Here is a 22,936-nt window from a genome sequence, read left to right as displayed (position 1 = left end):
GCACACTACGGTCGGTGATATGCCGGGCACTCCGGCGACACACCCAGGGCATGGTTGTCCAAGGACACCGCAAAGGTTCTCTGGGGACTCCCTTTACCAAGGCGGGCCAAGGGTGACCGACGATCTCCTTTCCACCAGGCGCACGGCAAACCAGGAGAACGAGTGGCGAACGAGTGACGACGTACCGCCTCGTTAAGCTGGCGGGCAAGGGGCGGGGACAAGAAGGCTCGGCGCGGCGTCGGAGGCGCGATGAGTGAGGAGCGGCCGTTCGAGCCGGTCAGCGATGGTCCGCGGGTGATCGTGGTCGGCGTCGACGGCTCGGAGACCTCGCTGCGCGCCGGCGCCTACGCCTGGGGGCTGGCCAGGCGGAGCGGCGCGCGGCTGATCCTGGTGCAGGTCACGCCGATGACCACGATCTCCACGCTCACCGCCGGAGGCGCGGCGATCATGCGCGAGACCGCCGAGGAGCTCGCCGAAGAGCTGCGGGCCGAGCTGCGCCGGGTCGCCGAGCAGATGCCCGGCGTACGGTACGAGGTGGTCCTTGAGCACGGGGACGCGGTCACCGTGCTGGCACGGATCGCCGACGAGGTCAAGGCCGACGCCGTGGTCGTCGGCGCGTCCGCCAAGGCGGGGCACCGGTTCGTCGGCTCGGTCGCGATACGGCTGGTCCGCGCCGGGCGCTGGCCGGTCACCGTCGTCCCCTGAAGGCGTGAGCAGCTAGGGCGGGCGCGTCAGCGGTTGCGGTGTCGGCGGCGGCGCTGCGGTGGAGGCTCCGGCCATTGGAGGCAGGCGTTGGCGACCGCGCCCAGCAGCACGATGGCGGCCGCGCCCCCCGCGAGGTCGAGCCCGGCCGTCGCCAGCGCGACGTCCGGTGGGATCCGCAGGCTCAGCGGCAACAGCGTCGCCAGCGACACGGCCGCGGCTCCGACCCACGCGAAGGTCTTCACCGGGGTCTCGGCGACGACCAGAAGGACGTGCAGCAGGGCCGTGGCCTGCAAGACGGCGGCCGCCCCGCACAGGGCGGTGGTGAACGCCGCCGTCATGGTCGGGATATCGTCCGGAATGAAGGCCGGGGCCTCGATGCCGAACAGCCCCCTCAGCAGGCCCACGCCACCCAGCATGAGCGCGGCGACCGTCAGGGCGGCGCCGAACCCGCAAGCCCAGAGGCGCGTCACCCGCACCTGAGGCCGCTCCGACATGGCCTCGTGCAGGCGCACGAACTCCTGGTATCTCGACATCGACGCCACGGCGGGGCCGCGCACCGAAGACCGGCAGCGGAACGTCCGTTCCAGCGGCATCCGGCGCGATCCCCGGCGCCCGCGGCGGCGTTCCGGCGGACCGTGGAAAAAGGGCTCGAACGGCGTCTCCCCCATGCGGAGGTAGCTACCCGGTCCCAATGGCGGGACTCCAGGTCAGATCAGATGTTTTGTGGACTTTTACGGGACGCCCGCCGCGTAGGGCGGTTCCGGCTCCATTTCCACCTGCGTTCCATTGGGCTGCGCCTGCGCCGCGTAGGCTTGGGCGACCGCACGCAGAGCCCACCGCATCCGCGGCAGGTAGATCTCCGGATGGTCGCCCGCCTCCTGGGCCACGCAGGCCATACAATTTCCGGTCCCGGCGGCCAGCTCCGCCTCCACCACGGCCCTGACCTCCCCGGCACTGGGACACCGGGACGCCTGGAGCCGGGAGACGAACAGGGCGCTCGCCCGTTCGGGCACGGTCGGATCGCTCATCGTCGCGCGCCTTCCCCTCCGGGCGGGGCACCCCCGTTGCGGTGGACGCCGGTTCCCCGCCCTGCGTTCACATTGTCCCCGGGAACGATCCCTACATATCGGGAAAAACCCTGACAAGTGGGATACCGTCTGGCGGCCGTCCTGCCACACCTGAGTAACGTTGCGGACGGTCGTCACCACCGAGCCCGGGAGCGAGCATGAACGGCGCCGAGCGTGAGTTCACCGTGGAGGAGGCGCGCGCCATGATCCCCGAGGTGCGCGAGCACGCGGCCGAGATCGTCCGGCTGCGCGCCGACCTCGCGGAGCTCACCCTCGACCTGCGGGTGCGCGGCACCTCGGAACGCGGCGGCATCCCGGAGGTCAAGGCCACCGAGGCACGGCTGGACGAGGAGATCGCCTGGTTCACCGAGCGGGGCATCGAGGTCAAGGGGCTGACCCCTTTCCTCATCGACTTCCCGTCGGTCCTGGACGGCCGCTCGGTCCGCCTGTGCTGGCTGGAAGGCGACACGGAACTGGCCTGGTACCACCGCACCGACCTGGGCTTCGCCGGACGCCGTCCACTCCCCTGAACTGGTCAGGGGATCCCGGAAGCGCCCCGCCCCGGGATCCCCTGGGTCCGTCCCGCACCGGCGACGACCGGCGCGGCGGCTCGTGCTAGACCTGCCCGGCCTTCTCCAGCGCCTCGCAGCAGGTGCCCGTGATCATGCGGGTCACCACGTACGGGTCCACGTTGGCGTTCGGACGGCGGTCCTCGATGTAGCCCTTCTTGTCCAGCTCGACCTGCCACGGGATCCGCACCGACGCGCCGCGGTCGGAGACGCCGTAGCTGAACTCGCTCCACGGGGCGGTCTCGTGCATCCCGGTCAGGCGGCGCTCGATGTCGGCGCCATAGGCGGCCACGTGCTCCTGCGCCTTCGCGGCCAGCGCCTCGCAGGCGGTGATGATCGCGTCGTAGTTCTCGCGCATCGCCTTGGTGGAGAAGTTGGTGTGCGCGCCGGCGCCGTTCCAGTCGCCCTCCACCGGCTTGGGGTCGAGGGTCGCGGCGACGTCGTACTCCTCGGCGATCCGGTACAGCAGCCAGCGCGCCGTCCACAGGTGGTCGGCGACCTCCAGCGGCCCCGCCGGGCCGATCTGGAACTCCCACTGGCCGGGCATGACCTCGGCGTTGATGCCGGAGACCTTCAGGCCCGCCTCCAGGCATGCGTCCAGGTGCCGCTCCACGATCTCGCGGCCGAACACCTCGTCGGCGCCCACACCGCAGTAGTAGAAGCCCTGCGGCGCGGGGAAGCCGCGCTCGGGAAAGCCGAGCGGGCGGCCCGCCTTGAAGAAGGTGTACTCCTGCTCGATGCCGTACCAGGAGTCCTGCGCCGCGTACCGCTCGGCGACCGGACGCAGCTTCGCCCGCGTGTTGGTCGGGTGCGGGGTGCCGTCCACCAGGAAGACCTCGCAGAGCACCAGCTTGGCGTCGCCGCCGCGGATCGGGTCCGGGCAGATGAAGACCGGCTTGAGCACGCAGTCCGAATTGTCGCCGGGCGCCTGGTTGGTGCTGGAGCCGTCGAAGCCCCAGTCCCCCGGCTCGGCGCCATCGGCAAGGATCTTGGTCTTGGAACGGAGCCTGGCGGTGGGCTCGGTGCCGTCGATCCAGATGTACTCGGCCTTATAGCTCAACGTCAGGTCCCTTTCCTCGAAGATCGGCCGCTACGAGCGTTCCAACCAGGCATTTCGGACCTGTTGCCCTTGTGTGAACGGCACGTTACATAACCCCTGACCAGCCAAAACACGGCGAGACCCGGCTCACACCCCACATGCGTAGAGCCGTGGCCTGGGTGTGCTGGCCACGGCTCTGAGCTGGGTGGGCGCGGCAGGGCTCGAACCTGCGACCCCTCGCTTGTAAGGCGAGTGCTCTACCCCTGAGCTACGCGCCCGTCTTGACCGGGAAAGCGTACCCGGTTCTTGGGTGGGTGCGCGAAGCGGTTATGGGGGCGGGATCAGGGCTGGGTCGAGTCGGGGCCGTCCTGTTCGGCCAGGAAGCGTTCGAACTGGGCGGCCAGTTCCTCGGCGGTCGGCATGTCCTGGGATTCGGCGAGGAGGCTTTCGCGTTCGGCGGCGCCGGCGAAGGCGTCGTACTGCTGTTCCAGGGCGCGGACGACCTTCTCGACCTCCTCGTTGCCGGAGACCTGCTCGGCGATCTCCGCGTCGGTCTTGGCGGAGGCGTCCCGCAGGGCCGCGGTGGGCAGGACGAGGCCGGTGGCGTTGACGACGGCGTCCAGGGCGGCGAGGGCGGCGGCCGGGTAGGCGGACTGCGACAGGTAGTGCGGGACGTGGACGGCGAAGCCGATCGCGTCGTGGCCGGACTCGCCGAGCCTCAGTTCGAGCAGGGCCGCGGCGCTGCCGGGGACCTGCACCTTGTCGAACCAGGAGCTCTTGGTGACCAGCTCGGGCCGGGTGGCGTGCGAGGTCATCCCGACCGGACGGGTGTGCGGCACGCCCATCGGGATCCCGTGGAAGCCGACGACCAGGCTGACGTCCAGCCGCTTGACCAGGGTGCGGACGGCCGCGGCGAAACCCTCCCAGAGCCGGTCGGGCTCGGGGCCGGTGAGCATCAGGAACGGGCTGCCGGCCTCGTCACGCAGCAGGTGGACGACCAGTTCGGGGGCGTCGTAGGAGGCCCAGTGGTCGCGGTCGTAGGTCATCAGCGGGCGGCGGGCCCGGTAGTCGATCAGTGAGTCCACGTCGAAGCGGGCCACCACCCGATGTTCCAGGGAGTCCAGCAGGTGCTCGCGGACGAGCCTGGCGGTGGCGCCAGCGTCCACGAAGCCGTCGAGGCTGTGCAGCAGTACCGGCCCGGCCAGCGGGGGCAGGTCCGGGTCCAGCTCGTACAGATCCTCAGGGTTCAGCACCGTCTCCCCCACATCGTCAAGTAGGCAGTCTCCAGACTAAAGCCTTTGTTCTGCCTTCCGATTCCCATGCGGGGCGGCGGACGGGGGTTCAGTGGGCGAAGACCCGGCTGTGCTGGAAGTCCTCGGGGTGCAGGGTGGTCAGTTCTTCCCTGGTCACCTCGCCGCCCCGGGCCATCAGGCGCTCGGCGTGGCGCAGGCGGGCGCGTTCGATGGCGTTGCGGACGGACCGGGCATTGGCGAAGCGGGGCCGTGCGCGGCGCCGTTCGAGGTAGTCGCGGAAGACGGGTTCCGTCTCGGGCGCGAGGCGGTAGCCGTCGCGGGACATCATCAGGCGGCCGATCTCCTCCAGTTCGCCGGGCTCGTAGTCGGGGAAGTCGATGTGGTGGGCGATGCGGGAGCTCATGCCGGGATTGGACGAGAAGAAGGCGTCCATCCGGTCCTTGTAGCCCGCCAGGACGACCACCAAATCGTCCCGCCGGTTCTCCATGACCTGGAGCAGGATCTCGATGGCCTCCTGCCCGTAGTCGCGCTCGTTCTCGGCCCGGTACAGGTAGTACGCCTCGTCGATGAACAGGACGCCGCCCATGGCCCGCTTGAGGACCTCCTTGGTCTTGGGAGCGGTGTGGCCGACGTACTGGCCGACCAGGTCGTCGCGGGTGACGGCGACCAGGTGGCCCTGGCGGATGTGGCCGAGGCGGTGGAGGAGTTCGGCGAGCCTGGTGGCGACCGTGGTCTTGCCCGTCCCGGGGCCGCCGGTGAAGCACATGTGCAGGTTGGGCCGTCCCGAGTCGATGCCGAAGCGGGCGCGGGCACGGTCGACCAGGAGGAGGGCCGCGATCTCGCGGATCCTGGTCTTGACCGGGCGCAGGCCGACCAGCTCGGTGTCCAGGGCGTCCAGGACCTCGTCGATGCGCGAGTCGGCGCGCTCCCTCCCCAGGTCGATCCGGGCGCCGGGGGGAAGCGGCGCCGGGCCCGGCAACGGCTCCGCCACAGCGGGGACGGACCCGTTGCCGGACGATCCGCGACGCATGCCGAATCCGGGGCGTTCGCTCATCGGTGGCGGTCACCTTGCGGACGGTCGAGGGCGTACGGGTGGAGGCGGAAGCGGACGCGCCGGTCGGAGGTCTCCTCGCGGTCCAGCCGGAAGCCGGGCTCCTCGGCCGGGCGCTGGACGATGAACGACAGCGCCGTGGTCTGCCTGCCGTAGCCGGCGTCGTAGGCGTTCAACCGGATGTAGTGGTCCGGGTAGGCCCTCCGGCATTCGTTCAGCTCGTACAGGACGCCCGCCGGGTCGGTGAGGTCGAACATCGGCAGCCCCCACATCTCCCAGTACGAGTTGCGCGGATGCGGGTCGTCGGTGAACTCGATCGAGCACGGCCAGCCCTTGCCGAGGGCGTAGGCGACCTGCGCGGCGATCTCCTCGTCGGTGAGGTCGGGCAGGTAGGAGAAGGTCCCTTGGGTGATCCGCATCAGCTGCTCACAGGGGTCTCGACGACGTCCGGCGTGTCGGTGGACTCGTAGGTGAAGGTGATGTCGCCCCAGGTGGAGAGGGCCACGTCCAGCTCACGGCTGTGCTTGGCGGCGGCCCGCAGGATGTCGGGGCCCTCGGCGAGGAAGTCGCGCCCCTCGTTCCGCGCCTTGATCATGGCCTCCAGCGCGACCCGGTTGGCCGTGGCGCCCGCCGCGATCCCCATGGGATGCCCGATGGTGCCGCCGCCGAACTGAAGGACCACGTCCTCGTCCAGATAGTGCAGGAGCTGGTGCATCTGACCGGCGTGGATGCCGCCGGACGCGACCGGCATACAGCCGGGCAGGGACGCCCATTCCTGGTCGAAGTACAGCCCCTTCACAGGATCGGCGGCGATCTTGTCGAGCCGGAGCGTGTCGTAGAAGCCGGCGACGCTGTTGGGGTCGCCCTCCAGCTTGCCGACGACCGTCCCGGCGTGGATGTGGTCCACCCCGGCCAGCCGCATCCACTTGGCGATCACCCGGAAGCTGACCCCGTGGTTCTTCTGCCGCGTGTACGTGGAGTGCCCCGCGCGGTGCAGGTGCAGCAGCACGCCGTTGGCCCGTGCCCAGCGCGCCATGGACTGGATCGCCGTGTATCCGACCGTCAGGTCGATCATCACGATGACGCTGCCGAGCTCCTTGGCCAGCTCGGCCCGCTCGTACATCGCCTCCATCGTGCCGGCGGTCACGTTGAGGTAGTGACCCTTGATCTCGCCGGTGGCGGCCTGTGCCTTGGTGACGGCCTCCATGCAGTACAGGAAGCGGTCGCGCCAGCGCATGAACGGCTGGGAGTTGATGTTCTCGTCGTCCTTGGTGAAGTCCAGGCCGCCGCGCAGCGCCTCGTACACGACGCGCCCGTAGTTGCGGGCCGACAGCCCCAGCTTCGGCTTGACCGTGGCGCCGAGCAGGGGGCGGCCGAACTTCCCCAGGTACTCGCGTTCCATGACGATCCCGTGCGCGGGGCCCTGGAACGTCTTCACGTAGTGCGGCGGGATGCGCATGTCCTCCAGCCGCAGCGCCTTGAGGGCCTTGAACCCGAACACGTTGCCGATGATCGACGAGGTCAGGTTCGCGATCGACCCCTCCTCGAACAGGTCGAGGTCGTAGGCGATGGAGGCGATGAACTGGTCGTCCTGCCCCGGGACGGGGTCCACGCGGTAGCACTTGGCCTGGTAGTTCTCGTACGAGGTGAGCCGGTCGGTCCACACCACCGTCCAGGTGGCGGTGGAGGACTCGCCCGCCACGGCCGCGCCCGCCTCCTCCGGCGGGACGCCCGGCTGCGGGGTGATCCGGAAGGCGGCCAGGATGTCGCTGTCCTTCGGCCGGTAGTCCGGGCGCCAGTAGCCCATCTCCGCGTACGGGATCACGCCCGCCGCCCATCTGCCCGCGCTCATCGTCCCCTCCGTCCTGTCGACGCTTCCAGCGTGCCGGGCGGATACTTGCCATGTCCATCAAGTGTTCGGCGCCTATAATCAAGTAATCACTCAAGAATCGGGACCATGACCGAGGCACGACTCCGCACCTTCACCGCGCTCGCCGACACCGGTTCGGTACGGGAGGCGGCCCGCCGTCTCTACGTCACCGAGTCCGCGGTCTCGGCGTCGGTGGCCGCGCTCGCCCGCGAGCTGGGCGTCACCCTCGTTCGGAAGGAGGGCCGCGGCCTGCGCCTGACACCCGCCGGAACCGTCTACGCCGCGTACGCCCGGCAGGTCCTGGGCCTGCTCGAACAGGGGCGCGCCGCGGCGCGCGGCGCGGCCGATCCGGCCCGTGGGACGCTCCGCCTGGCCGCCGTCACCACCGCCGCCGACCAGGTGCTCCCCGAGTTGCTGGCCGCGTTCCGAGCCCGCTTCCCCCACGTGGAGCTGGCCCTGGAGGTGGGCCCGAGCCGCCAGGTCTGGGGCAGCCTCGCCGCCCACAAGGCCGACCTCGTCCTGGCGGGACGCCCGCCCGCGGGCTCGGCGACCACGGTCCTGGCCCGGCGGCGCAACGAGCTCGTGGTCGTGGGCTCACCCGCCCTGGCGGCGGGGTTCTCCCTGGCCACGACCCCGTGGGTGATGCGCGAACCGGGGTCGGGCGTCCGCGCGACGGCCGAGACCTACCTCGCGGAACGGGACGCGACCCCGCCCAGCCTGGTCCTGGGCTCGAACGGCGCCGTCATCGCGGGCGCCGCCGCCGGGCTGGGCGTGACGCTGGTCTCCCGGGACGCGATCGGCACCGAACTCGCCACCGGCCGCCTGGTCATCGTGGACGCGCCCGGAACGCCCCTCGACCGGCCCTGGCACGCGGTGTCCGGCGCGACCCCCACGCCCACCACGCTGCTGTTCGTCGAGCACCTGCTGGACGCCCCCGGCTGGACCGCTCCACGCCCCTAGCCGGACGCGAGCCAGACGGCCACCGAGAGCAGCGCCAGGCTCCCCGCGACCATGAACAGCCCGGTCCGGCTCCACACCCTGGGCGGCGCGACCCGCGCCCACCCGGCCACCAGCAACGCCGCGACGTCCAACGACACGGCCAGCACGCCCATGCTCCACCCCCGATGACCGGAAGTCTACGCGGGCTCCGGCTTGAGTCTCCGGCCACCGGAAGGTCCACACTCATCGGCATGACCGATCCCGACGTCGCCCTCACCATCGGCCAGTTCTCGCGGCGGACCGGGCTGCCGGTACGCACGATCCGGCACTGGTCGGACGTCGGGGTGCTGCCGCCCGCAGGGCGCAGCGAGGGCGGTTACCGCCTGTACGACGCGGAGTCCGTGGCACGGGCCGAGCTGATCAGCACGCTGCGCGAACTGGGCCTCGGCCTGGACGACGTGCGGCGTGTGCTGGAACGGGAGGTCGCGGTCGCCGATGTGGCGGCCGTCCACCTCAAGGCGCTGGACGCGCAGATGCGCACGTTGCGGCTGCGCCGGGCCGTGCTCGGCGCCGTCGCCAAGAGAAGATCACCACTGAAGGAGATGGCCCTGTTGCACAAGCTCGCGCGGCTGTCGGCGGAGGAACGCCGGCAGATCATCGAGGACTTCGTCCGGGACGTGTTCGGCGACGTGGACGCCGACCCGCGGCTTCCCGAACGCATGCGGGTGCCGGTGGACCTGCCCGACGACCCCACGCCCGAGCAGGTGGACGCCTGGGTGGAGCTCGCCGACCTGGTGGCGGACCCGGACTTCCGGGCCACCGCGCGCCGCGTGGCCGAGCAGAACGCGGCGGGACGTCCGAAGGAGGGGCCGGGGAGCGAGCCCGGCGCCTTCCTGTGGTTCGCCAAGAAGGTCACGGGCCTGGTGGGTCCGGCGAGGGAGGCCGGGGTCGCCCCCGGATCACCGCAGGCCGCGGAGGTCGTCGACCGGCTGCTGGGCCCTTCCGCCGACCGCGAGGCGGTCCTGGAGCGGCTGGAGGCGTCGTCGGCACCGGCGATGGAGCGGTACTGGCGGCTCCTGGCCATCGTCGCCGGGAAGCCCGTGCCACCCTCGCGTTCCGCCGACTTCGCCTGGCTCGCCGAGGCCCTGCGCGCCCAGGCGCGCCGCTGACGCGCCCCTGACGCGCCGCTGAAAGGCACGGCTCCGGCTTCCCCTAGAATCCGGTTCGAGTCCATCGAGAGGGCCGAGAGTGAGTGCCGACCGTCCGTACGACATCGTGCTGTTCGGGGCCACCGGGTTCACGGGCGGCCTGACCGCCGACTACCTGGCCCTGCACGCGCCGCCGGGCACCCGCTGGGCGCTGGCGGGACGCAATCCGGCGAAGCTGGAGGCGACCCGCCGGCGGCTCGCCGCCGCCGACCCGACGCTGAAGGAACTGCCGCTGCTGCACGCCGACAGCACCGACGTCGCGTCGCTGGAGCACGTCGCGCGCGCGTCCAGGGTGGTCGTCAGCACCGTCGGGCCGTACGTCAGGTACGGCGAGCCGCTGGTGGCCGCGTGCGCGAAGGCGGGCACCGACTACCTGGACCTGACCGGCGAGCCCACGTTCGTCAACCGGATGTACGTCAAGTACCACGCGGAGGCGGTACGGAGCGGGGCCAGGCTCGTGCACGCGTGCGGGTTCGACTCCATCCCCGCCGACCTGGGCACGCTGTTCACCGTCCAGAAGCTGCCGGAAGGTGTGCCGCTGCGCGTGGAATGCTTCATGCGGCTGAGCGCGAGCTTTTCCGGCGGGACGGCGCATTCGGCGCTCGCCGTCGTCTCCGACCTGCGCGGGATGGCGCGGGCCGAGCGTGAGCGGCGGGAGATCGAGCCCCGGCCGGAGAACCGCCGCATACGCCTCGCGCGGCGTCCCAGGCCCCGCACGCGGGTGAAGGGCTGGACGCTGCCGATGAGCACGGTGGACCCGCAGGTGGTGGCCCGCTCCGCCGCGGCGCTGGACCGCTACGGTCCCGACTTCACCTACGGGCAGTATCTGGCGACGCGGCGGCTGGCGTCCGCCGCGGGCCTGGCCGCCGGCGTAGGGGTCGCCGCCACCCTGGCGCAGCTACCGCCCACCCGCGCGCTGCTGGAACGCCTGGCCACCGCGCCCGGCGAGGGTCCGTCGGCGGAACAGCGCGAACGTAGCTGGTTCCGCGCGACGTTCGTCGGCGAGGGCGGCGGCGAGAGCGTCGTGACCGAGGTCGCGGGCGGCGACCCCGGATACGGCGAGACCGCGAAGATGCTGGCCGAGTCGGCGCTGTGCATGGCCCACGACGACCTGCCCGAGACCGCGGGCCAGGTCACCACCGCCACCGCCATGGGCGGCGCCCTCATCGGACGGCTTCAGCGCGCCGGGATCACCTTCAGGGAGATCGTTCCGCCGGAGCCGGGGGACTAGCCGAGGGGACGGGGACCACCGCCTCGACGGTCGTCCCGACGCCCGGACGGCTGCTCACGGTGACCCGGCCGCCCAGCAGCTCGGCCCGCTCGGCCATGCCCCGCAGCCCGTAGGTGTCGGGGCGGCGCCCCCGGGTCCGGGTGAAGCCCACGCCGTCGTCCCGCACCACCAACCGCACCCTGTCGTGGTCGTGCTCAAGGAGCAGGTCGACGGACGAGGCGGACGCGTGCCGTACGCAGTTCCCGACCGCCTCCTGCGCGATCCGGTACAGCGCCGTCTGGACGTGGTCGGGCAGCGCCTCCTCCAGCTCCCCGGTCACGGCGACCGTGACGTCCAGGTCCCCGGCGCGTCCGCCGACCTCGCGGGCGAGCGTGGCCAGCGCCGCCGACAGGCCCAGGTCGTCCAGGACGGGCGGGCGCAGCCCGCCGATCGCCGCGCGGGTCTCGGCCGCGGCCAGCTCGCACAGCCGCCGCGCCTGCCTGATCTGCTCCCGCGCCTCCGGGTGGTGGTCGGGCAGCGCGCCGTCCGCCGCCGACAGGTGGAAGCCCAGCCCGGCCAGCCGCTGCGCGATGCCGTCGTGGATCTCCCTGCTGAGCCGGGACCGCTCCGCCTCCTGCACCTCGACGGCCCGCTCGGCGAACCGCTCGGCGGCGCGCTCACGTTCCCGCGCGGCGCGCAGCCGGCGGCACGAGCACAGCACCGGCGCGAACAGGTCCGCCAGCGCGGTGACCAGGGCGGCGTCCCGCGGGTCGCAGGGGCCGGCCGACCGCACGTCCAGCACCGCGATCGTCTGCCGCCCGCCGCGGACCGGCACCGCCACACCGCGGCCGTCGGCGTGCTCGCGCGGGCGCCCGTGCGCGGCGACCCAGCCCGCGTCGCCCTCCCCCAGCGGGACGGGCGGCCCGGCCGAGCGGGTCAGCGCCCGCTCGTCGCCGTCCAGGACGTACACCTCGCAGGACACCAGGTCCCGTGCCGAGCCGACGACCAGCCCGGCGATCTCGTCGGCCATGCCCGGAAGCTCCCGGTCCGAGCAGGCCACCGCCACGATCCGTACCAGCAGCTCCCGGTCCATGAGCCGCACCGGCAGGCGCACCTCGCCGGGAGAAGGGCGCGTGGTCACCGGAACAGCCCCTCGCGGAGGGCGACGGCCACGGCCGCGGACCGGTCGGTGACCTCCAGCTTCCGGTACAGCGCCCGCAGATGGCTCTTCACCGTCTCCTCGCTGAGCACGAGCCGGGCCGCGATCGCCTTGTTGGACAGCCCGCCGACCAGCAGCGACAGCACCTCGCTCTCACGCTGGGTGATGCCCCGTCCGGCGCCCGGCCAGAACTCGCCCCGCGTCAGCCGGGCCGCGGTCGCCGCCATCCGCCCCGCCAGGGTCGGATCGACCACGGTCTCCCCCCGCGTGACCTCCTCCAGCCGCCGCACCAGCTCGGCCCCGTCCACCCGCTTGAGCAGGTAGCCGCCCGCCCCGGCACGCAGGGCCTCGAAGACGTACTGCTCGTCGTCGTACACCGTCAGGAACACCACCCGCGACTCCGGCACCCGAGCCGTGATCACACGGCACAGGTCGAGGCCGCTCTCGGGACCGAGCCGCACGTCCAGCAGCACCACGTCCGGGCGCAACGCCGTCACCAGCCGCGTCGCCTCGGCGCCCGTGCCCGCCTGCCCCACGACGCGCACGCGCCCCGCGAAGCCGGCCAGCATCGCCTGTAACCCGGCAAGGATCATCTCGTGGTCGTCGACGACGACCACGCGCACAGGGGCTCCCACCCAGGCACGATAACAATCGCAAACTACCGGTGAGTAGGTCGGGTCGCCGCCCGTCTCCCCCGGATCACCCGCGAACTCCCCTGATCGGGGGACGCGTCGCCGGAACGGCCGTCCTACCGTCGTCCCGGACAACCGAAGACCGCCGGACGGAGGACTCGGATGCCCCATCGGATCGTGCACATGCTCCGGGCGCGGGGATCGGCGCGGCGCCCCGTCATGCTCGCCATCGCCGGCGACAGCGCGGCGGGCAAGACCACCCTGACCCGGGGCCTCGTACGGTGCCTCGGCGCGGACCGGATGACGGCCGTGTGCGTGGACGACTACCACCGCTACGACCGCGCGGAACGCAAGGGCAAGCCGTTCACCGCACTCAACCCCGCCTGCAACCACATCGACATCATGGAGCAGCACCTGCAACTGCTGTCGATGGGCGAGCCGATCCTCAAGCCGGTGTACGACCACGCCACCGGCGAGCTGGTCCGGCCCGAGCTGGTCGAACCCCGCGACTTCGTCATCGTCGAGGGCCTGCTGCCCCTGCACACCCGCCTCTCCCGGGCCTGCTTCGACATCACCGTCTACCTGGACCCGCCCGAGCCGCTGCGGCACAGCTGGAAGATCCGCCGCGACTGCGACAAGCGCGGCTACACCCCGGAACAGGTCAAGGCCGAGCTGGCGCGGCGGGAACCGGAGAGCGCCGCCTACATCCGCCCGCAGCGGCGCTGGGCCGACATCGTCGTCAGGTTCGCGCCCGTCGAGGGACGGCACGACCCGCCCGGAACCCCGCTGTCGGCCGAACTGCTGCTACGCCCCACCATCGACCATCCCGACCTGGCCACGGTCGTCGGCGAACCGGGCGGGGAGACCGCGATGCACCTGCGCCTGCACCGCGACACCGACGGCCGTCCCGTGGACGCCCTCCACGTCCACGGCTACGTGTCACCCGAGGAATCACAGGTCGTGAAGAAGGCCATCTGGGAGCGCCTGGGCCCCCACGCCGGCGACGGCGCCCTCAACCCCGAGGCGCTGGGACGGCTCGGCGAGCACGGCACCAGCGACCCCCTGGCCATCACCCAGCTCCTCCTGCTCTATCACCTGCTGGACGCGGACACCCGCCAAGCCGCGTGATCCCGCCGGGCGGGGTGTGCCGTCGGCTCCACGCGCCATCCACCGTGACGGCACATCCCGCGCGGCGTCCGTAGAGAACCCCGATTTCCGCGGTCGGCGCGGGGAGGCCCCGGGCAACGTCTCCGGGCCGCGCGGCCGCGGCGAGCCGGGGGGCCGCCTCGGTGGGCGCCAGAGGGCGGCACCCCGGCTCATCCCCTGACGGCGGCCTGCTGGTCCTTGTCCGTGGGGGTCGAACCTGTGGACGGAAGTTCGCTCCAGGGGATCTGCGGGCGGTCGCGGGCGACGATGGCCAGGGACTGGCCGCCTCTGACCGTTTCGCCGGGCGTGGCGGCGAGGCGGAAGCGGGCGTTGGGGCGGTGGGACTCGCCCACAGCGAGCAGCGTGCTTCCGCGGTGGAGCAGGAAGATCGCCAGGTCCAGGCGGAGCCATTCGCCGGCGTTCTCGGGGATGTCGACGCGGAACAGGGTGGAGTCGCTGTCGAGCGTGCTGGCCAGGTTGTGGTAGATCTGCGCGACCCCGGGGTTGCGGATCGCGACCGCCACGACGGCGGGATCGTCGATGTCGACCGGCTCGATGTCGGGGTCGACCAGCGCCAGCGCCTCGTTGATCTCCATCCGGGAGCCGCCGTCGTGAACCCCCGCCAGCAGGTGCTGCGCCGGGTGCGCCCCGTTCCTGCGCAGGAACGCGTTCACGCTGAGCATGACCCGGACGGTCTCGTCGTCGTTGTGCCCGATGACCAGCACGGTGCGGGCCTCGGCCATGGCCGCCCGATCGAAGGCGGTGTCGTCGAAGAGCACCACGTCGTACACGTCCGGATCGGGGTTCTCACCGGACAGCTGGTCCGGCCAGAAGACGGCGACCACGGGGGTCCTGGCGAAGTGCGGGTCGGCGCGCAACTGCCCGATGATCGCGCGCAGCCCCTCCCGCTCGTAACCGATGATCACGATATGGCCGCGGTGGTGGAGCGTGGCCCGGCCGTTGGCCTTCATCGTCCTGCCCTTCGCCATCCAGAGGGTGAGCTCCGCGAACAGCATCAGCCCCGCGGTCAGGCCCGCCATGATCACCAGTACGCCGCCGACGCGGCCGCCGGTCGTCTCGGGGTAGAGGTCGCCGTAACCGACGGTGGTGGCGCTGATGAAGAAGTACCAGACGTAGTGCAGCGGGTCCCTGATCTCGGCGTCCGGCTTCTCGAACGCCACGATGAGCAGCCAGCCCACGATCGCCGCGCCGAACATCACCAGCGCGGGGAGGCGCCAGGAACGCGCGGCGACCCGGTGGACCAGCCGCTTCAAGACGATCGGCATCGTCCGCCCCCCGTCGTCACCCGCTTCGTCATCCACGACCGCCCGACGTCTCCGCTGCGACCACCGATCCGTCGCTCGCGAATGTTGCGTCGCAGGCTGGCAGGCTGCGAACGGCACGTCAACCCCGCACCGGGGCGCAGAGGGCGGGCGCGGCGGCCGGTTGAGGCCGGTCGGGGCGCCGTGCCCTTGACGATCAGCTACCGGGAGCCCTCTTGAAGAAGCGGGTCAGTGCCGCCGCGACCTCTTCGGAGAGGCCGGTGTCGGACGGAGGGGCCCCTGAACGCACCAGGTCGACCGGGCGTCCCTCGTCACCCTCGTCCCGTACCGCCTCGCGGGTGTGCCCGCAGTCGCGGCACTCGATCTCGCCCAGCCGGCAGCCCAGCGCCAGCGAGCCGCACGCGACACAGCGGTCGAGGGCCGCCGCCGTCTCGGGGACCTGCTGGCAGTCAGGGCAGATCAGAACCTGCCGGTCGGCGCGGACTCCGCGCTTCCACGGGCTCGCGCCGCGGACGGGGTCGGTCTGCCGCGCCCCGCATCGGAAGCAGGGCATCACACCTCCCACGGTGCATGGGCCACGCTGGCCGGGCCGGGACCGCGCACGACGGGCGGCCCCGGCCCGCGGGCTCACAACTCGGCGAGCGCCTTGCGGTACTCGTCGAGGTCGCGCGCGTCCGGGACGGCGTTGACCACCTTCCACCGGACGGTGCCCTCGGTGTCGATGATGAAGGTGCCGCGCAGCGCGACCCCCCGCTCCTCGTCGAAGACCCCGTACCGCTGCGCCGTGCCACCGTGCGGCCAGAAGTCCGACAGCAGGGGGAACTGGTACTTCTCCTGGTCCGACCAGGCCCGCAGCGTGAACACCGAGTCGACGGAGACGGCCAGCACCTGGACGTCGTCCGCGCTCCCCGCCTTGGTCGCCGCCCCCAGGGTGGGCAGTTCGTCGCGGATCGCGCAGAGCTCGCCCGTGCACACGCCGCTGAACGCCAGCGGGTAGAACACCAGGACGACGTTCTTGGCGCCGCGGAAGTCCGCGAGCTTCACCGGCGTCCCGTGCTGGTCCTTCAGTTCGAAGTCCGGCGCGACGTCGCCTACCTCAACCGCCAATGCCTCTCCTTGAAACCGGGCGTAGCCCCGGGGGTCTGGGCAGCGCCCCCGCGGGCGACGCTGTTCGGTCCCCGCCGCGAGCGGGGCGAACGTTCACCCCCCACGGCCGTGCGGGGCGGGCGCCGGCCGGCGCCACAGCGGCCAGTCTGCCACCTCGTCCCGTCGCCGCGGCGGGCGCGTGCCGGTTACGGGACGGCCGAGGGCGACCGTGCCTCCGGCCGCGGCCCGCCCGGTGTCCGGCGCGAGCCACCCTCCCGGCATGTCGGGCGCGCCGGTGGCCTACCGGACGCGCCCGGACGGGACTACTTGCGGACCTTCGGGGCGACCAGGCGGGTGCCCGACCATTCGCGGGCGGCGCTGACGCTGCTGGTCTGGGCCAGCCCGGCGGTACGGGCCGCCTCACCGATATCGCTGGGCTCCACATGGCCCTCCCGCCCGGCCTTGGGCGTCAGCAACCAGATGTGGCCGCCACCGGTCAAGGGCACCATCGCGTTGGTGAGTTCGTCGAAGAGGTCGCCGTCGTCCTCGCGCCACCACAGCAGCACGACGTCGACCACATCCTCGTAATCCTCATCGACGAGCTCGTTCCCCGTGACGGACTCGACGGATTCGCGCAGTTCCTCGTCGACGTCGTCATCGAAGCCGATCTCCTGCACCACCTGGCCCGGCTTGAGGCCGAGCCGTTCGGCCAGGCTGCGCTCAGACTGCGCCTGACCAGCGGTCGCGCTCACGAAAGTCCTCCCATGGTCGGTAGCCCGTCGGATGCGGTTCCGGGCCGCCGGCGGGACGTCCCGGACACGCAGGTTCGTGTTTTGCGGGACAGTCCACACAAGTAAGTGGCCCCAGCGCAAGTGTCTTCACGGCTTTTGGTGGCCTCATGGGCCCTGAAACGGTCCTGGCGGTCACTGCGCACACGTCGAGCGTAACAATGCGCGCTCATCCCGCAAGAAACGTCAACCGTACCTGACGATCGGGATTGTCGATATTCAGATCGACCAAAGCCACCGATTGCCAGGTTCCCAACGCCAGCCGCCCGTCCACCACGGGCAGCGTCGCGTACGGCGGCACCAGCGCCGGCAGCACGTGGGCGCGGCCGTGGCCGCGCGAGCCGTGGGCGTGGCGCCACCGGTCGTCGGGGGGCAGCAGGTCACGCAGCGAGGCCAGCAGGTCGTCGTCGCTGCCCGAGCCCAGTTCGATCAGCGCGATGCCGGCGGTGGCGTGCGGGACGAACACGTGCAGCAGCCCGTCCCCGCCGGCCGACGAGGCGAAGTTCTCGCACTCGGAGGTGATGTCGTGGACGACCTCCCGGCTCCCGGTGGTCACTCGGACAACGGTGCTCTTCATACTTCCGAGGTCTACCCCATCGGGGATCGCGGATTCACGCCCTTCCGCCGGGCGCGGCCGGCCCCGGCGCGCTCCCGCGCCGGCGTTCCCCGCGGAACGCTCCATGGACGCGCGGCACTCCATGGACCGGCGGCCCGGCGGCTCCTGCGGTTCCCCACGCGGGGCGGGTCAGGAGTCGGCGCGGGAGCCCTGCGCGGAGGCCGGGGCCTCCACGACGGCGTCCGGGCCGGGGAACACCATGCCGGTGTGCCCGTCGTCGAAGCGGACCACGTACGGCGGCCCGCCGTCACGGCCGCGCACCTCGACGATCTCTCCGGACCTGTCGGGCGCGCCCACCGTGTTGCCGTGGACGTGCAGACGATCTCCGACCGATGCGTTCATCATTCCCCCAGGCGCGCGCGTGGCCGCGGCTGACCGTCCGCGGCCGTCCGGGTGGTCTTGTCCGCCTTCTACCTTCGTACGAGTTGACTGCTCGGCCAAGAGGGGTTCCAAACCCGGACGGAATACCCGTCCCGATGTCCCCACACGGAACGCGCCGGGCACGCTTGCACCCCCTGTGACCGGGGAGAATGGTTACTGGTTGGTAGAGATGCGTTAGCCGTCATAAACGGCGACGATGGGGATCACGTACCACCACGACGGCCAACGGTCGTGCGGGACCGCCGCCGGCTCACCGGGCGGGCGACGGTCTCACCAGGAGAGAACGGTAAGCGCAGAGGGGACCCCGTGGCTTCCGGACGTCAACGCTATTCGATCATCAGTGACGGCCTGCCCAGCCAGCTTCCGGACATCAATCCGGACGAGACCAGGGAATGGCTGGAGTCGCTGGACACGGTGATCAAGACCGAGGGCCGCAGCCGGGCCCGCTACGTGATGCTCCGGCTCCTCGAACGGGCCCGCGAGCAGCAGGTCGGGGTGCCCGGCCTGCGCAGCACGGACTACATCAACACCATCCCGCCGGAGAAGGAGCCCTGGTTCCCCGGCGACGAGCACATCGAGCGCCGGATCCGCGCCTACATCCGCTGGAACGCGGCGATCATGGTGTCCCGGGCCAACCGCCCCGAGCTGGGGGTCGGCGGCCACATCGCCACCTACGCCTCCGCCGCCTCCCTGTACGAGGTCGGCTTCAACCACTTCTTCCGCGGCAAGGACCACGGCGAGTCCGGCGACCAGGTCTTCATCCAGGGCCACGCGGCCCCGGGGATCTACGCCCGCGCGTACCTGGAGGGCAGGCTCCCGCAGGAGAAGCTCGACGGGTTCCGGCAGGAGATATCGCACCCCGGCGGCGGCCTCTCGTCCTACCCGCACCCGCGGCTGATGCCGGACTTCTGGGAGTTCCCCACCGTCTCGATGGGGCTCACCGCGATCAACTCGGTCTACCAGGCCCGGTTCAACCGCTACCTCTACAACCGCAAGATCAAGGACACCTCGCGCTCGCACGTATGGGCGTTCCTGGGCGACGGCGAGATGGGCGAGCCCGAGTCGCTCGGCGCCATCGGCCTGGCCGCCCGCGAGGAGCTCGACAACCTCACCTTCGTGGTGAACTGCAACCTCCAGCAGCTCGACGGCCCCGTCCGCGGCAACGGCAAGATCATCCAGGAGCTGGAGTCGTTCTTCCGCGGCGCCGGCTGGAACGTGATCAAGGTGGTGTGGGGCCGCGACTGGGACCCGCTGCTCGCCCAGGACGCCGACGGCGTCCTGGTCAACAAGATGAACACCACGCCCGACGGGCAGTTCCAGACCTACACCGTGGAATCCGGCGCCTACATCCGCGACCACTTCTTCGGCGACGACCCGCGGCTCCGCAAGATGGTCGAGCACCTCAGCGACGACGACCTGCGCAAGCTGTCGCGCGGCGGGCACGACTACCGCAAGGTGTACGCGGCGTTCAAGGCCGCCCGCGAGCACGTCGGCCAGCCGACCGTCATCCTCGCCCACACGATCAAGGGCTGGACGCTCGGCCCCGACTTCGAGGCCCGCAACGCCACCCACCAGATGAAGAAGCTCACCAAGGCCGAGCTGAAGGAGTTCAGGGACCGGCTCTACCTGGACATCCCCGACTCCGCCCTGGAGCAGGAACTCCCGCCGTACTACCACCCGGGCGAGGACTCCGACGAGATCGAGTACATGCGCGAACGGCGCGCCGCCCTGGGCGGGTTCCTGCCGAAACGCGTCGTACGGGCCAAGCCGCTCAAACTCCCCGGCGACCCCGTGTACGCCGAACTGAAGAAGGGCTCGGGCAAGCAGAACGTCGCCACCACCATGGCGTTCGTCCGGCTGCTCAAGGACCTGATCAAGGACTCCACCATCGGCGCGCGGTTCGTCCCGATCGCCCCGGACGAGTACCGGACGTTCGGCATGGACTCGCTGTTCCCCACCTCGAAGATCTACTCCCCGCACGGGCAGACCTACGAAGGCGTCGACCGCAAACTGCTCCTCGCCTACAAGGAATCCGAAAGCGGGCAGATGCTCCACGAAGGGATCAGCGAGGCCGGCTCGATGGCCTCCGTCATCGCCGCCGGCACCTCGTACGCCACACACGGCGAACACATGATCCCCGTGTACATCTTCTATTCGATGTTCGGCTTCCAGCGGACCGGCGACCAGATGTGGGCCCTGGGCGACCAGATGGGACGCGGCTTCCTGCTCGGCGCCACCGCGGGCCGCACCACCCTCACCGGCGAGGGCCTCCAGCACGCCGACGGCCACTCCCCCCTGCTCGCCGCCACCAACCCGGCCTGCGTCCACTACGACCCTGCCTGGGCGTTCGAGCTGGCCCACATCGTGCAGGACGCGCTTCGCCGTATGTACGGGGCCTCCGAGGAACACCCGCAAGGCGAGAACATCTTCTACTACCTGACCGTCTACAACGAGCCGTACCAGCAGCCCGCCGAACCCGAGAACCTCGACGTCGACGGGCTCCTCAAGGGCCTCTACCGGCTCCGCCCGGCCCCCGAGACCGACAACGACCAGGCGCCCAAGGCCCAGATCCTGGCGTCCGGCGTAGGCGGCCGATGGGCCCTCGAAGCACAGCGCCTGCTCGCCGAGGACTGGGGCGTCGCCGCCGACGTCTGGTCCGCCACCTCCTGGAACGAACTCGCCCGCGAAGCCCGCGCCTGCGACGAATGGAACCTGCTGCACCCCGACTCGGAACAGCGCGTCCCCTACGTCACCAGGGCCCTGGACAACGCGCCAGGCCCGATCATCGCGGCCTCCGACTTCATGCGCGCCGTACCCGACCAGATCGCACCCTGGGTCCCCGGCGACTACACCTCACTGGGCACCGACGGATTCGGCATCTCCGACACCCGAGCCGCCGCCCGCCGGTTCTTCCACGTCGACGCCCCCTCCATCGTCCTCGCCGTCCTCACCCGACTCGCCAGGCGCGGCGACATCAAACAAGAAACCCTCCAACAAGCCATCGAACGCTACCGACTCAACGCCGACGTCAGCACCGTCTTCGCCGGCGGCGTCGGCTCCCCGGAAAGCAACACCGGAGGAGAAGCTGAGTAGTTTTGCAAGCGAGAGCTGCGCTCGTCGCTGGCGCTCCTCTGTGTTTGTTGGCGGTGCCTGCGGCGTCGGGCGCTGGGCGCCCTCCTTCTCCGGCACCGCGTGCGATCGCTGCATCGCTCCGACTCGCCTTGGCGGCTCGCTGCGCGATCAGGTTCCTCGCAGGCTCGGAACCTGCCTCCGGACGCGATCGCAACGCGTGCTTATTGGCGGTGCCTGCGGCGTCGGGCGCTGGGCGCCCTCCTTCTCCGGCACCGCGTGCGATCGCTGCATCGCTCCGACTCGCCTTGGCGGCTCGCTGCGCGATCAGGGTCTCGCTGGCGCTCGCCCCTGCCTTCGGACGCGATCGCAACGCCTGGGCGACCGTTCGGGGCTGGGGCGGTGGCTGAGGTGGTCGATTAACAGGTGAGAGGTGCCGGACGGTTCGTGATCACGGAGGTGTAGGCCGTGATGACGACCACCGGCAGGGGGGCTTCCGGAGCCCTTGGCTCCGGAAGCCCCCTTCGTACTCTCTGTCAGGGTTGGACGGGCGGGGGTGTGAAGACGCCGAAGCGGTTGCCTGAGGGGTCTTGCAGGTAGGCGAAGACCAGGCCGGTGGGGCCGGTCGTGGGTTCCAGGGCGACCTTGCCACCCAGCTTCTCGGCCTGTGCACAGGCGGCGCGGACGTCCTTGACCACCACCAGGAACATGGCGTGGTTCTCACCGGCCGGCTCGTAAGAGATGCCGCCGCTGGGGGTCTCGGCGCCCGGGTAGTTGATCAGGTCGTAGCCGTCGCCGTCCGGGTCGAGGGTGAACTTCCAGCCGAACATGCCGCCGTAGAAGCGCCGTGCGCTCTCGGAGTCGTCGGTGCCGATCTGGAACCAGCTCACGGTGTCGTAGGGGGGTGCCTGCATGATGTCCTCCGTTTCAGATGACTCAGGTGATCGCCACCCGGAGCGGTGAGCCCCGTGGCGTACGACCACCACGATCCGGCACTCCCGCGACAACCCCCTGTCGGTGTTTACGAACGGATCTTCGATGTAGCGATCAGCTCTGTCTCCAGACCGGGCGTACCAGCGCTGGCCCAGGATGGGCGCGGGCCTTCGGTGTAGGTGGGCGGCTTTTGGCGGGTCAGATGAACTCCAGGGGGCGGAGGACGTGGTCGGGTGGGGCGGCGCAGTGGTCCTGGACCTGGCGGTCGGGGGCGGTTTCTTCCAGGAGGCAGGCGCGGCGAACTCGGTCTACGCGGAAGACTCGGGAGTCGCGGCGTAGGCGGCACCAGGCGATCAGGTACCAGTTGTGGGTGGTGCCGTTGAAGGCGACCGGTTCGACGTCGCGTTCGGTTTCCGCGCCGTCCTTGTCGACATAGGTCAGACGCACGACGCGGCGGGCCGCCATCGCCTGCTCCAGGACGGCGGGGACGGAGCTGGGGCGGTCGGAGTCGGGGTCGGTGAGGAACCCGATGCGCCCGGCCAGTTCGCGGGCGGACTCGCCGTCGGCCGCCGACATCACGCTGAGGATCTTGTGGAGGGCGGTGCGGGCGGAGCGGGAGAACGGGGTGCCGTCCGCGCGGCCCAGCATGATCGCGATGGCGACGGCCTCGGCGGGGGTGAAGTTGAGCGGTGGCAGCGTGCGGCTCCGGTCCAGGGTGTAGCCGCCGTTCCGGCCCACGTCGGCGAAGATCGGGACGCCGGCCTGCTGTAGCGCGGCGATGTCGCGTTCGATCGTTCGCAGGCTCACCTCGTAGCGGGCGGCGAGCTCGCGCGCGCTGACCCGGCGCGGCGCGGCGGCCCGGAGCTCCTCCACCAGGGCGTACAACCGGTCTGTACGGTTCACCCGGCGACCGTACGCCCCGCCACCGACAG

The 22,936-nt window shown here is 71.2% G+C and carries 25 protein-coding genes and 1 tRNA gene; 7 read left to right on the top strand and 19 right to left on the bottom strand.

Going from position 1 to position 22,936, the window contains the following annotated elements:
* Window positions 1–249 precede the first annotated feature (249 nt).
* Window positions 250–705, top strand: coding sequence for a universal stress protein (locus QSK21_RS16625; protein ID WP_285696772.1), 456 nt, complete (start codon window positions 250–252; stop codon window positions 703–705).
* A gap of 26 nt (window positions 706–731) precedes the next feature.
* Here the strand turns inward: QSK21_RS16625 and QSK21_RS16620 are convergent, their stop codons facing one another.
* Window positions 732–1,298, bottom strand: coding sequence for a hypothetical protein (locus QSK21_RS16620; RefSeq protein ID WP_285696770.1), 567 nt, complete (start codon window positions 1,296–1,298; stop codon window positions 732–734).
* A 138-nt stretch (window positions 1,299–1,436) separates the two neighbouring features.
* Window positions 1,437–1,733 (bottom strand): hypothetical protein, encoded by a 297-nt coding sequence (locus QSK21_RS16615; protein ID WP_285696769.1) that lies wholly within the window; start codon window positions 1,731–1,733, stop codon window positions 1,437–1,439.
* Window positions 1,734–1,930: 197 nt separating this feature from the next.
* On the opposite strand from QSK21_RS16615, the gene QSK21_RS16610 reads away from it, so the two are divergent.
* Window positions 1,931–2,302 carry a DUF2203 domain-containing protein gene (locus QSK21_RS16610; protein ID WP_285696767.1) on the top strand — a complete coding sequence of 124 codons (372 nt, stop codon included), beginning with the start codon at window positions 1,931–1,933 and terminating at the stop codon, window positions 2,300–2,302.
* An 85-nt stretch (window positions 2,303–2,387) separates the two neighbouring features.
* Here the strand turns inward: QSK21_RS16610 and glnII are convergent, their stop codons facing one another.
* The 6 genes from glnII to QSK21_RS16580 form a co-directional block, all read right to left on the bottom strand.
* Entirely contained in the window at window positions 2,388–3,401 is a 1,014-nt protein-coding gene (gene glnII, locus QSK21_RS16605) for a glutamine synthetase (protein ID WP_285696765.1), read from the bottom strand.
* A 185-nt stretch (window positions 3,402–3,586) separates the two neighbouring features.
* A tRNA-Val gene (locus QSK21_RS16600) sits at window positions 3,587–3,658 on the bottom strand.
* A gap of 63 nt (window positions 3,659–3,721) precedes the next feature.
* A complete protein-coding gene (locus QSK21_RS16595) occupies window positions 3,722–4,633 on the bottom strand; it encodes a proteasome assembly chaperone family protein (RefSeq protein WP_285696763.1) in 912 nt (303 codons plus the stop codon).
* Between the two features lie 88 nt (window positions 4,634–4,721).
* Window positions 4,722–5,687 carry a CbbX protein gene (cbbX, locus tag QSK21_RS16590; RefSeq protein WP_285696760.1) on the bottom strand — a complete coding sequence of 322 codons (966 nt, stop codon included), beginning with the start codon at window positions 5,685–5,687 and terminating at the stop codon, window positions 4,722–4,724.
* Window positions 5,684–6,103, bottom strand: coding sequence for a ribulose bisphosphate carboxylase small subunit (locus QSK21_RS16585; RefSeq protein WP_285696759.1), 420 nt, complete (start codon window positions 6,101–6,103; stop codon window positions 5,684–5,686). Before QSK21_RS16585 ends, cbbX begins: the two co-directional genes overlap by 4 nt.
* Complete coding sequence (locus tag QSK21_RS16580) at window positions 6,103–7,536, bottom strand: form I ribulose bisphosphate carboxylase large subunit (RefSeq protein ID WP_285696758.1); 1,434 nt, start codon at window positions 7,534–7,536, stop codon at window positions 6,103–6,105. Before QSK21_RS16580 ends, QSK21_RS16585 begins: the two co-directional genes overlap by 1 nt.
* 105 nt (window positions 7,537–7,641) lie before the next feature.
* Here QSK21_RS16580 and QSK21_RS16575 point away from each other — a divergent pair, with 105 nt between their 5' ends.
* Window positions 7,642–8,514, top strand: a complete 873-nt coding sequence (locus QSK21_RS16575) for a LysR substrate-binding domain-containing protein (protein ID WP_285696757.1) — start codon at window positions 7,642–7,644, stop codon at window positions 8,512–8,514.
* On the opposite strand, the gene QSK21_RS16570 is transcribed toward QSK21_RS16575, so the two are convergent.
* A complete protein-coding gene (locus QSK21_RS16570) occupies window positions 8,511–8,666 on the bottom strand; it encodes a hypothetical protein (protein WP_285696756.1) in 156 nt (51 codons plus the stop codon). The two genes, QSK21_RS16575 and QSK21_RS16570, sit on opposite strands and share 4 nt — an antisense overlap.
* A gap of 78 nt (window positions 8,667–8,744) precedes the next feature.
* Here QSK21_RS16570 and QSK21_RS16565 point away from each other — a divergent pair, with 78 nt between their 5' ends.
* Both QSK21_RS16565 and QSK21_RS16560 read left to right on the top strand, forming a co-directional pair.
* Window positions 8,745–9,662 (top strand): helix-turn-helix domain-containing protein, encoded by a 918-nt coding sequence (locus tag QSK21_RS16565; protein WP_285696755.1) that lies wholly within the window; start codon window positions 8,745–8,747, stop codon window positions 9,660–9,662.
* Between the two features lie 79 nt (window positions 9,663–9,741).
* Entirely contained in the window at window positions 9,742–10,932 is a 1,191-nt protein-coding gene (locus tag QSK21_RS16560; RefSeq protein ID WP_285696752.1) for a saccharopine dehydrogenase family protein, read from the top strand.
* On the opposite strand, the gene QSK21_RS16555 is transcribed toward QSK21_RS16560, so the two are convergent.
* The gene (locus QSK21_RS16555) at window positions 10,898–12,052 is read right to left on the bottom strand and encodes a GAF domain-containing sensor histidine kinase (protein ID WP_285696751.1); all 1,155 of its coding nucleotides are present in this window, start codon (window positions 12,050–12,052) and stop codon (window positions 10,898–10,900) included. The two genes, QSK21_RS16560 and QSK21_RS16555, sit on opposite strands and share 35 nt — an antisense overlap.
* The gene (locus tag QSK21_RS16550) at window positions 12,049–12,705 is read right to left on the bottom strand and encodes a response regulator (RefSeq protein ID WP_285696749.1); all 657 of its coding nucleotides are present in this window, start codon (window positions 12,703–12,705) and stop codon (window positions 12,049–12,051) included. The genes QSK21_RS16555 and QSK21_RS16550 overlap by 4 nt, the downstream gene beginning before the upstream one ends.
* Window positions 12,706–12,864: 159 nt before the next feature.
* Between QSK21_RS16550 and QSK21_RS16545 the strand changes: the two genes are divergently transcribed.
* Window positions 12,865–13,830 carry a phosphoribulokinase gene (locus QSK21_RS16545; RefSeq protein WP_285696747.1) on the top strand — a complete coding sequence of 322 codons (966 nt, stop codon included), beginning with the start codon at window positions 12,865–12,867 and terminating at the stop codon, window positions 13,828–13,830.
* 188 nt (window positions 13,831–14,018) lie between these two features.
* Here QSK21_RS16545 and QSK21_RS16540 read toward each other — a convergent pair whose 3' ends face one another.
* The 6 genes from QSK21_RS16540 to QSK21_RS16515 form a co-directional block, all read right to left on the bottom strand.
* Complete coding sequence (locus tag QSK21_RS16540) at window positions 14,019–15,134, bottom strand: potassium channel family protein (protein ID WP_285696746.1); 1,116 nt, start codon at window positions 15,132–15,134, stop codon at window positions 14,019–14,021.
* Between the two features lie 193 nt (window positions 15,135–15,327).
* Window positions 15,328–15,684 carry a hypothetical protein gene (locus tag QSK21_RS16535; protein WP_285696745.1) on the bottom strand — a complete coding sequence of 119 codons (357 nt, stop codon included), beginning with the start codon at window positions 15,682–15,684 and terminating at the stop codon, window positions 15,328–15,330.
* Between the two features lie 74 nt (window positions 15,685–15,758).
* Window positions 15,759–16,238 (bottom strand): peroxiredoxin, encoded by a 480-nt coding sequence (locus QSK21_RS16530; protein ID WP_285696743.1) that lies wholly within the window; start codon window positions 16,236–16,238, stop codon window positions 15,759–15,761.
* A gap of 302 nt (window positions 16,239–16,540) precedes the next feature.
* Window positions 16,541–16,969 carry a DUF3052 domain-containing protein gene (locus tag QSK21_RS16525; RefSeq protein WP_285696741.1) on the bottom strand — a complete coding sequence of 143 codons (429 nt, stop codon included), beginning with the start codon at window positions 16,967–16,969 and terminating at the stop codon, window positions 16,541–16,543.
* A gap of 205 nt (window positions 16,970–17,174) precedes the next feature.
* Complete coding sequence (locus tag QSK21_RS16520; protein ID WP_285696740.1) at window positions 17,175–17,582, bottom strand: secondary thiamine-phosphate synthase enzyme YjbQ; 408 nt, start codon at window positions 17,580–17,582, stop codon at window positions 17,175–17,177.
* Between the two features lie 168 nt (window positions 17,583–17,750).
* Window positions 17,751–17,963 (bottom strand): DUF1918 domain-containing protein, encoded by a 213-nt coding sequence (locus tag QSK21_RS16515; protein WP_285696813.1) that lies wholly within the window; start codon window positions 17,961–17,963, stop codon window positions 17,751–17,753.
* Between the two features lie 345 nt (window positions 17,964–18,308).
* On the opposite strand from QSK21_RS16515, the gene aceE reads away from it, so the two are divergent.
* Window positions 18,309–21,095: a pyruvate dehydrogenase (acetyl-transferring), homodimeric type gene (gene aceE, locus QSK21_RS16510; protein ID WP_352231286.1), complete on the top strand. Its 2,787-nt coding sequence runs from the start codon at window positions 18,309–18,311 to the stop codon at window positions 21,093–21,095.
* A gap of 512 nt (window positions 21,096–21,607) precedes the next feature.
* On the opposite strand, the gene QSK21_RS16505 is transcribed toward aceE, so the two are convergent.
* Both QSK21_RS16505 and QSK21_RS16500 read right to left on the bottom strand, forming a co-directional pair.
* A complete protein-coding gene (locus QSK21_RS16505; protein ID WP_285696739.1) occupies window positions 21,608–21,985 on the bottom strand; it encodes a VOC family protein in 378 nt (125 codons plus the stop codon).
* 217 nt (window positions 21,986–22,202) lie between these two features.
* Window positions 22,203–22,907, bottom strand: coding sequence for a helix-turn-helix transcriptional regulator (locus QSK21_RS16500; RefSeq protein WP_285696738.1), 705 nt, complete (start codon window positions 22,905–22,907; stop codon window positions 22,203–22,205).
* Window positions 22,908–22,936 lie beyond the last annotated feature (29 nt).

Source organism: Actinomadura sp. NBRC 104412, assembly GCF_030269515.1.
GTDB lineage: Bacteria > Actinomycetota > Actinomycetes > Streptosporangiales > Streptosporangiaceae > Spirillospora.
The sequence above is the reverse complement of the archived record's forward strand: the minus strand, read 5'-3'. Positions and strand labels throughout refer to the sequence as shown.

What these genes read in the sequence shown, in the direction of transcription:
- QSK21_RS16535 (WP_285696745.1), bottom strand. Translation starts at nt 15,684, where the DNA reads ATGCCCTGCTTCCGATGCGGGGCGCGGCAGACCGACCCCGTCCGCGGC.
- QSK21_RS16620 (WP_285696770.1), bottom strand. Translation starts at nt 1,298, where the DNA reads ATGCCGCTGGAACGGACGTTCCGCTGCCGGTCTTCGGTGCGCGGCCCC.
- QSK21_RS16545 (WP_285696747.1), top strand. Translation starts at nt 12,865, where the DNA reads ATGCCCCATCGGATCGTGCACATGCTCCGGGCGCGGGGATCGGCGCGG.
- cbbX (WP_285696760.1), bottom strand. Translation starts at nt 5,687, where the DNA reads ATGAGCGAACGCCCCGGATTCGGCATGCGTCGCGGATCGTCCGGCAAC.
- QSK21_RS16570 (WP_285696756.1), bottom strand. Translation starts at nt 8,666, where the DNA reads ATGGGCGTGCTGGCCGTGTCGTTGGACGTCGCGGCGTTGCTGGTGGCC.
- QSK21_RS16615 (WP_285696769.1), bottom strand. Translation starts at nt 1,733, where the DNA reads ATGAGCGATCCGACCGTGCCCGAACGGGCGAGCGCCCTGTTCGTCTCC.
- QSK21_RS16610 (WP_285696767.1), top strand. Translation starts at nt 1,931, where the DNA reads ATGAACGGCGCCGAGCGTGAGTTCACCGTGGAGGAGGCGCGCGCCATG.
- QSK21_RS16505 (WP_285696739.1), bottom strand. Translation starts at nt 21,985, where the DNA reads ATGCAGGCACCCCCCTACGACACCGTGAGCTGGTTCCAGATCGGCACC.
- QSK21_RS16575 (WP_285696757.1), top strand. Translation starts at nt 7,642, where the DNA reads ATGACCGAGGCACGACTCCGCACCTTCACCGCGCTCGCCGACACCGGT.
- QSK21_RS16540 (WP_285696746.1), bottom strand. Translation starts at nt 15,134, where the DNA reads ATGCCGATCGTCTTGAAGCGGCTGGTCCACCGGGTCGCCGCGCGTTCC.
- QSK21_RS16515 (WP_285696813.1), bottom strand. Translation starts at nt 17,963, where the DNA reads ATGAACGCATCGGTCGGAGATCGTCTGCACGTCCACGGCAACACGGTG.
- QSK21_RS16585 (WP_285696759.1), bottom strand. Translation starts at nt 6,103, where the DNA reads ATGCGGATCACCCAAGGGACCTTCTCCTACCTGCCCGACCTCACCGAC.
- QSK21_RS16580 (WP_285696758.1), bottom strand. Translation starts at nt 7,536, where the DNA reads ATGAGCGCGGGCAGATGGGCGGCGGGCGTGATCCCGTACGCGGAGATG.
- QSK21_RS16625 (WP_285696772.1), top strand. Translation starts at nt 250, where the DNA reads ATGAGTGAGGAGCGGCCGTTCGAGCCGGTCAGCGATGGTCCGCGGGTG.
- QSK21_RS16520 (WP_285696740.1), bottom strand. Translation starts at nt 17,582, where the DNA reads ATGAAGAGCACCGTTGTCCGAGTGACCACCGGGAGCCGGGAGGTCGTC.
- QSK21_RS16565 (WP_285696755.1), top strand. Translation starts at nt 8,745, where the DNA reads ATGACCGATCCCGACGTCGCCCTCACCATCGGCCAGTTCTCGCGGCGG.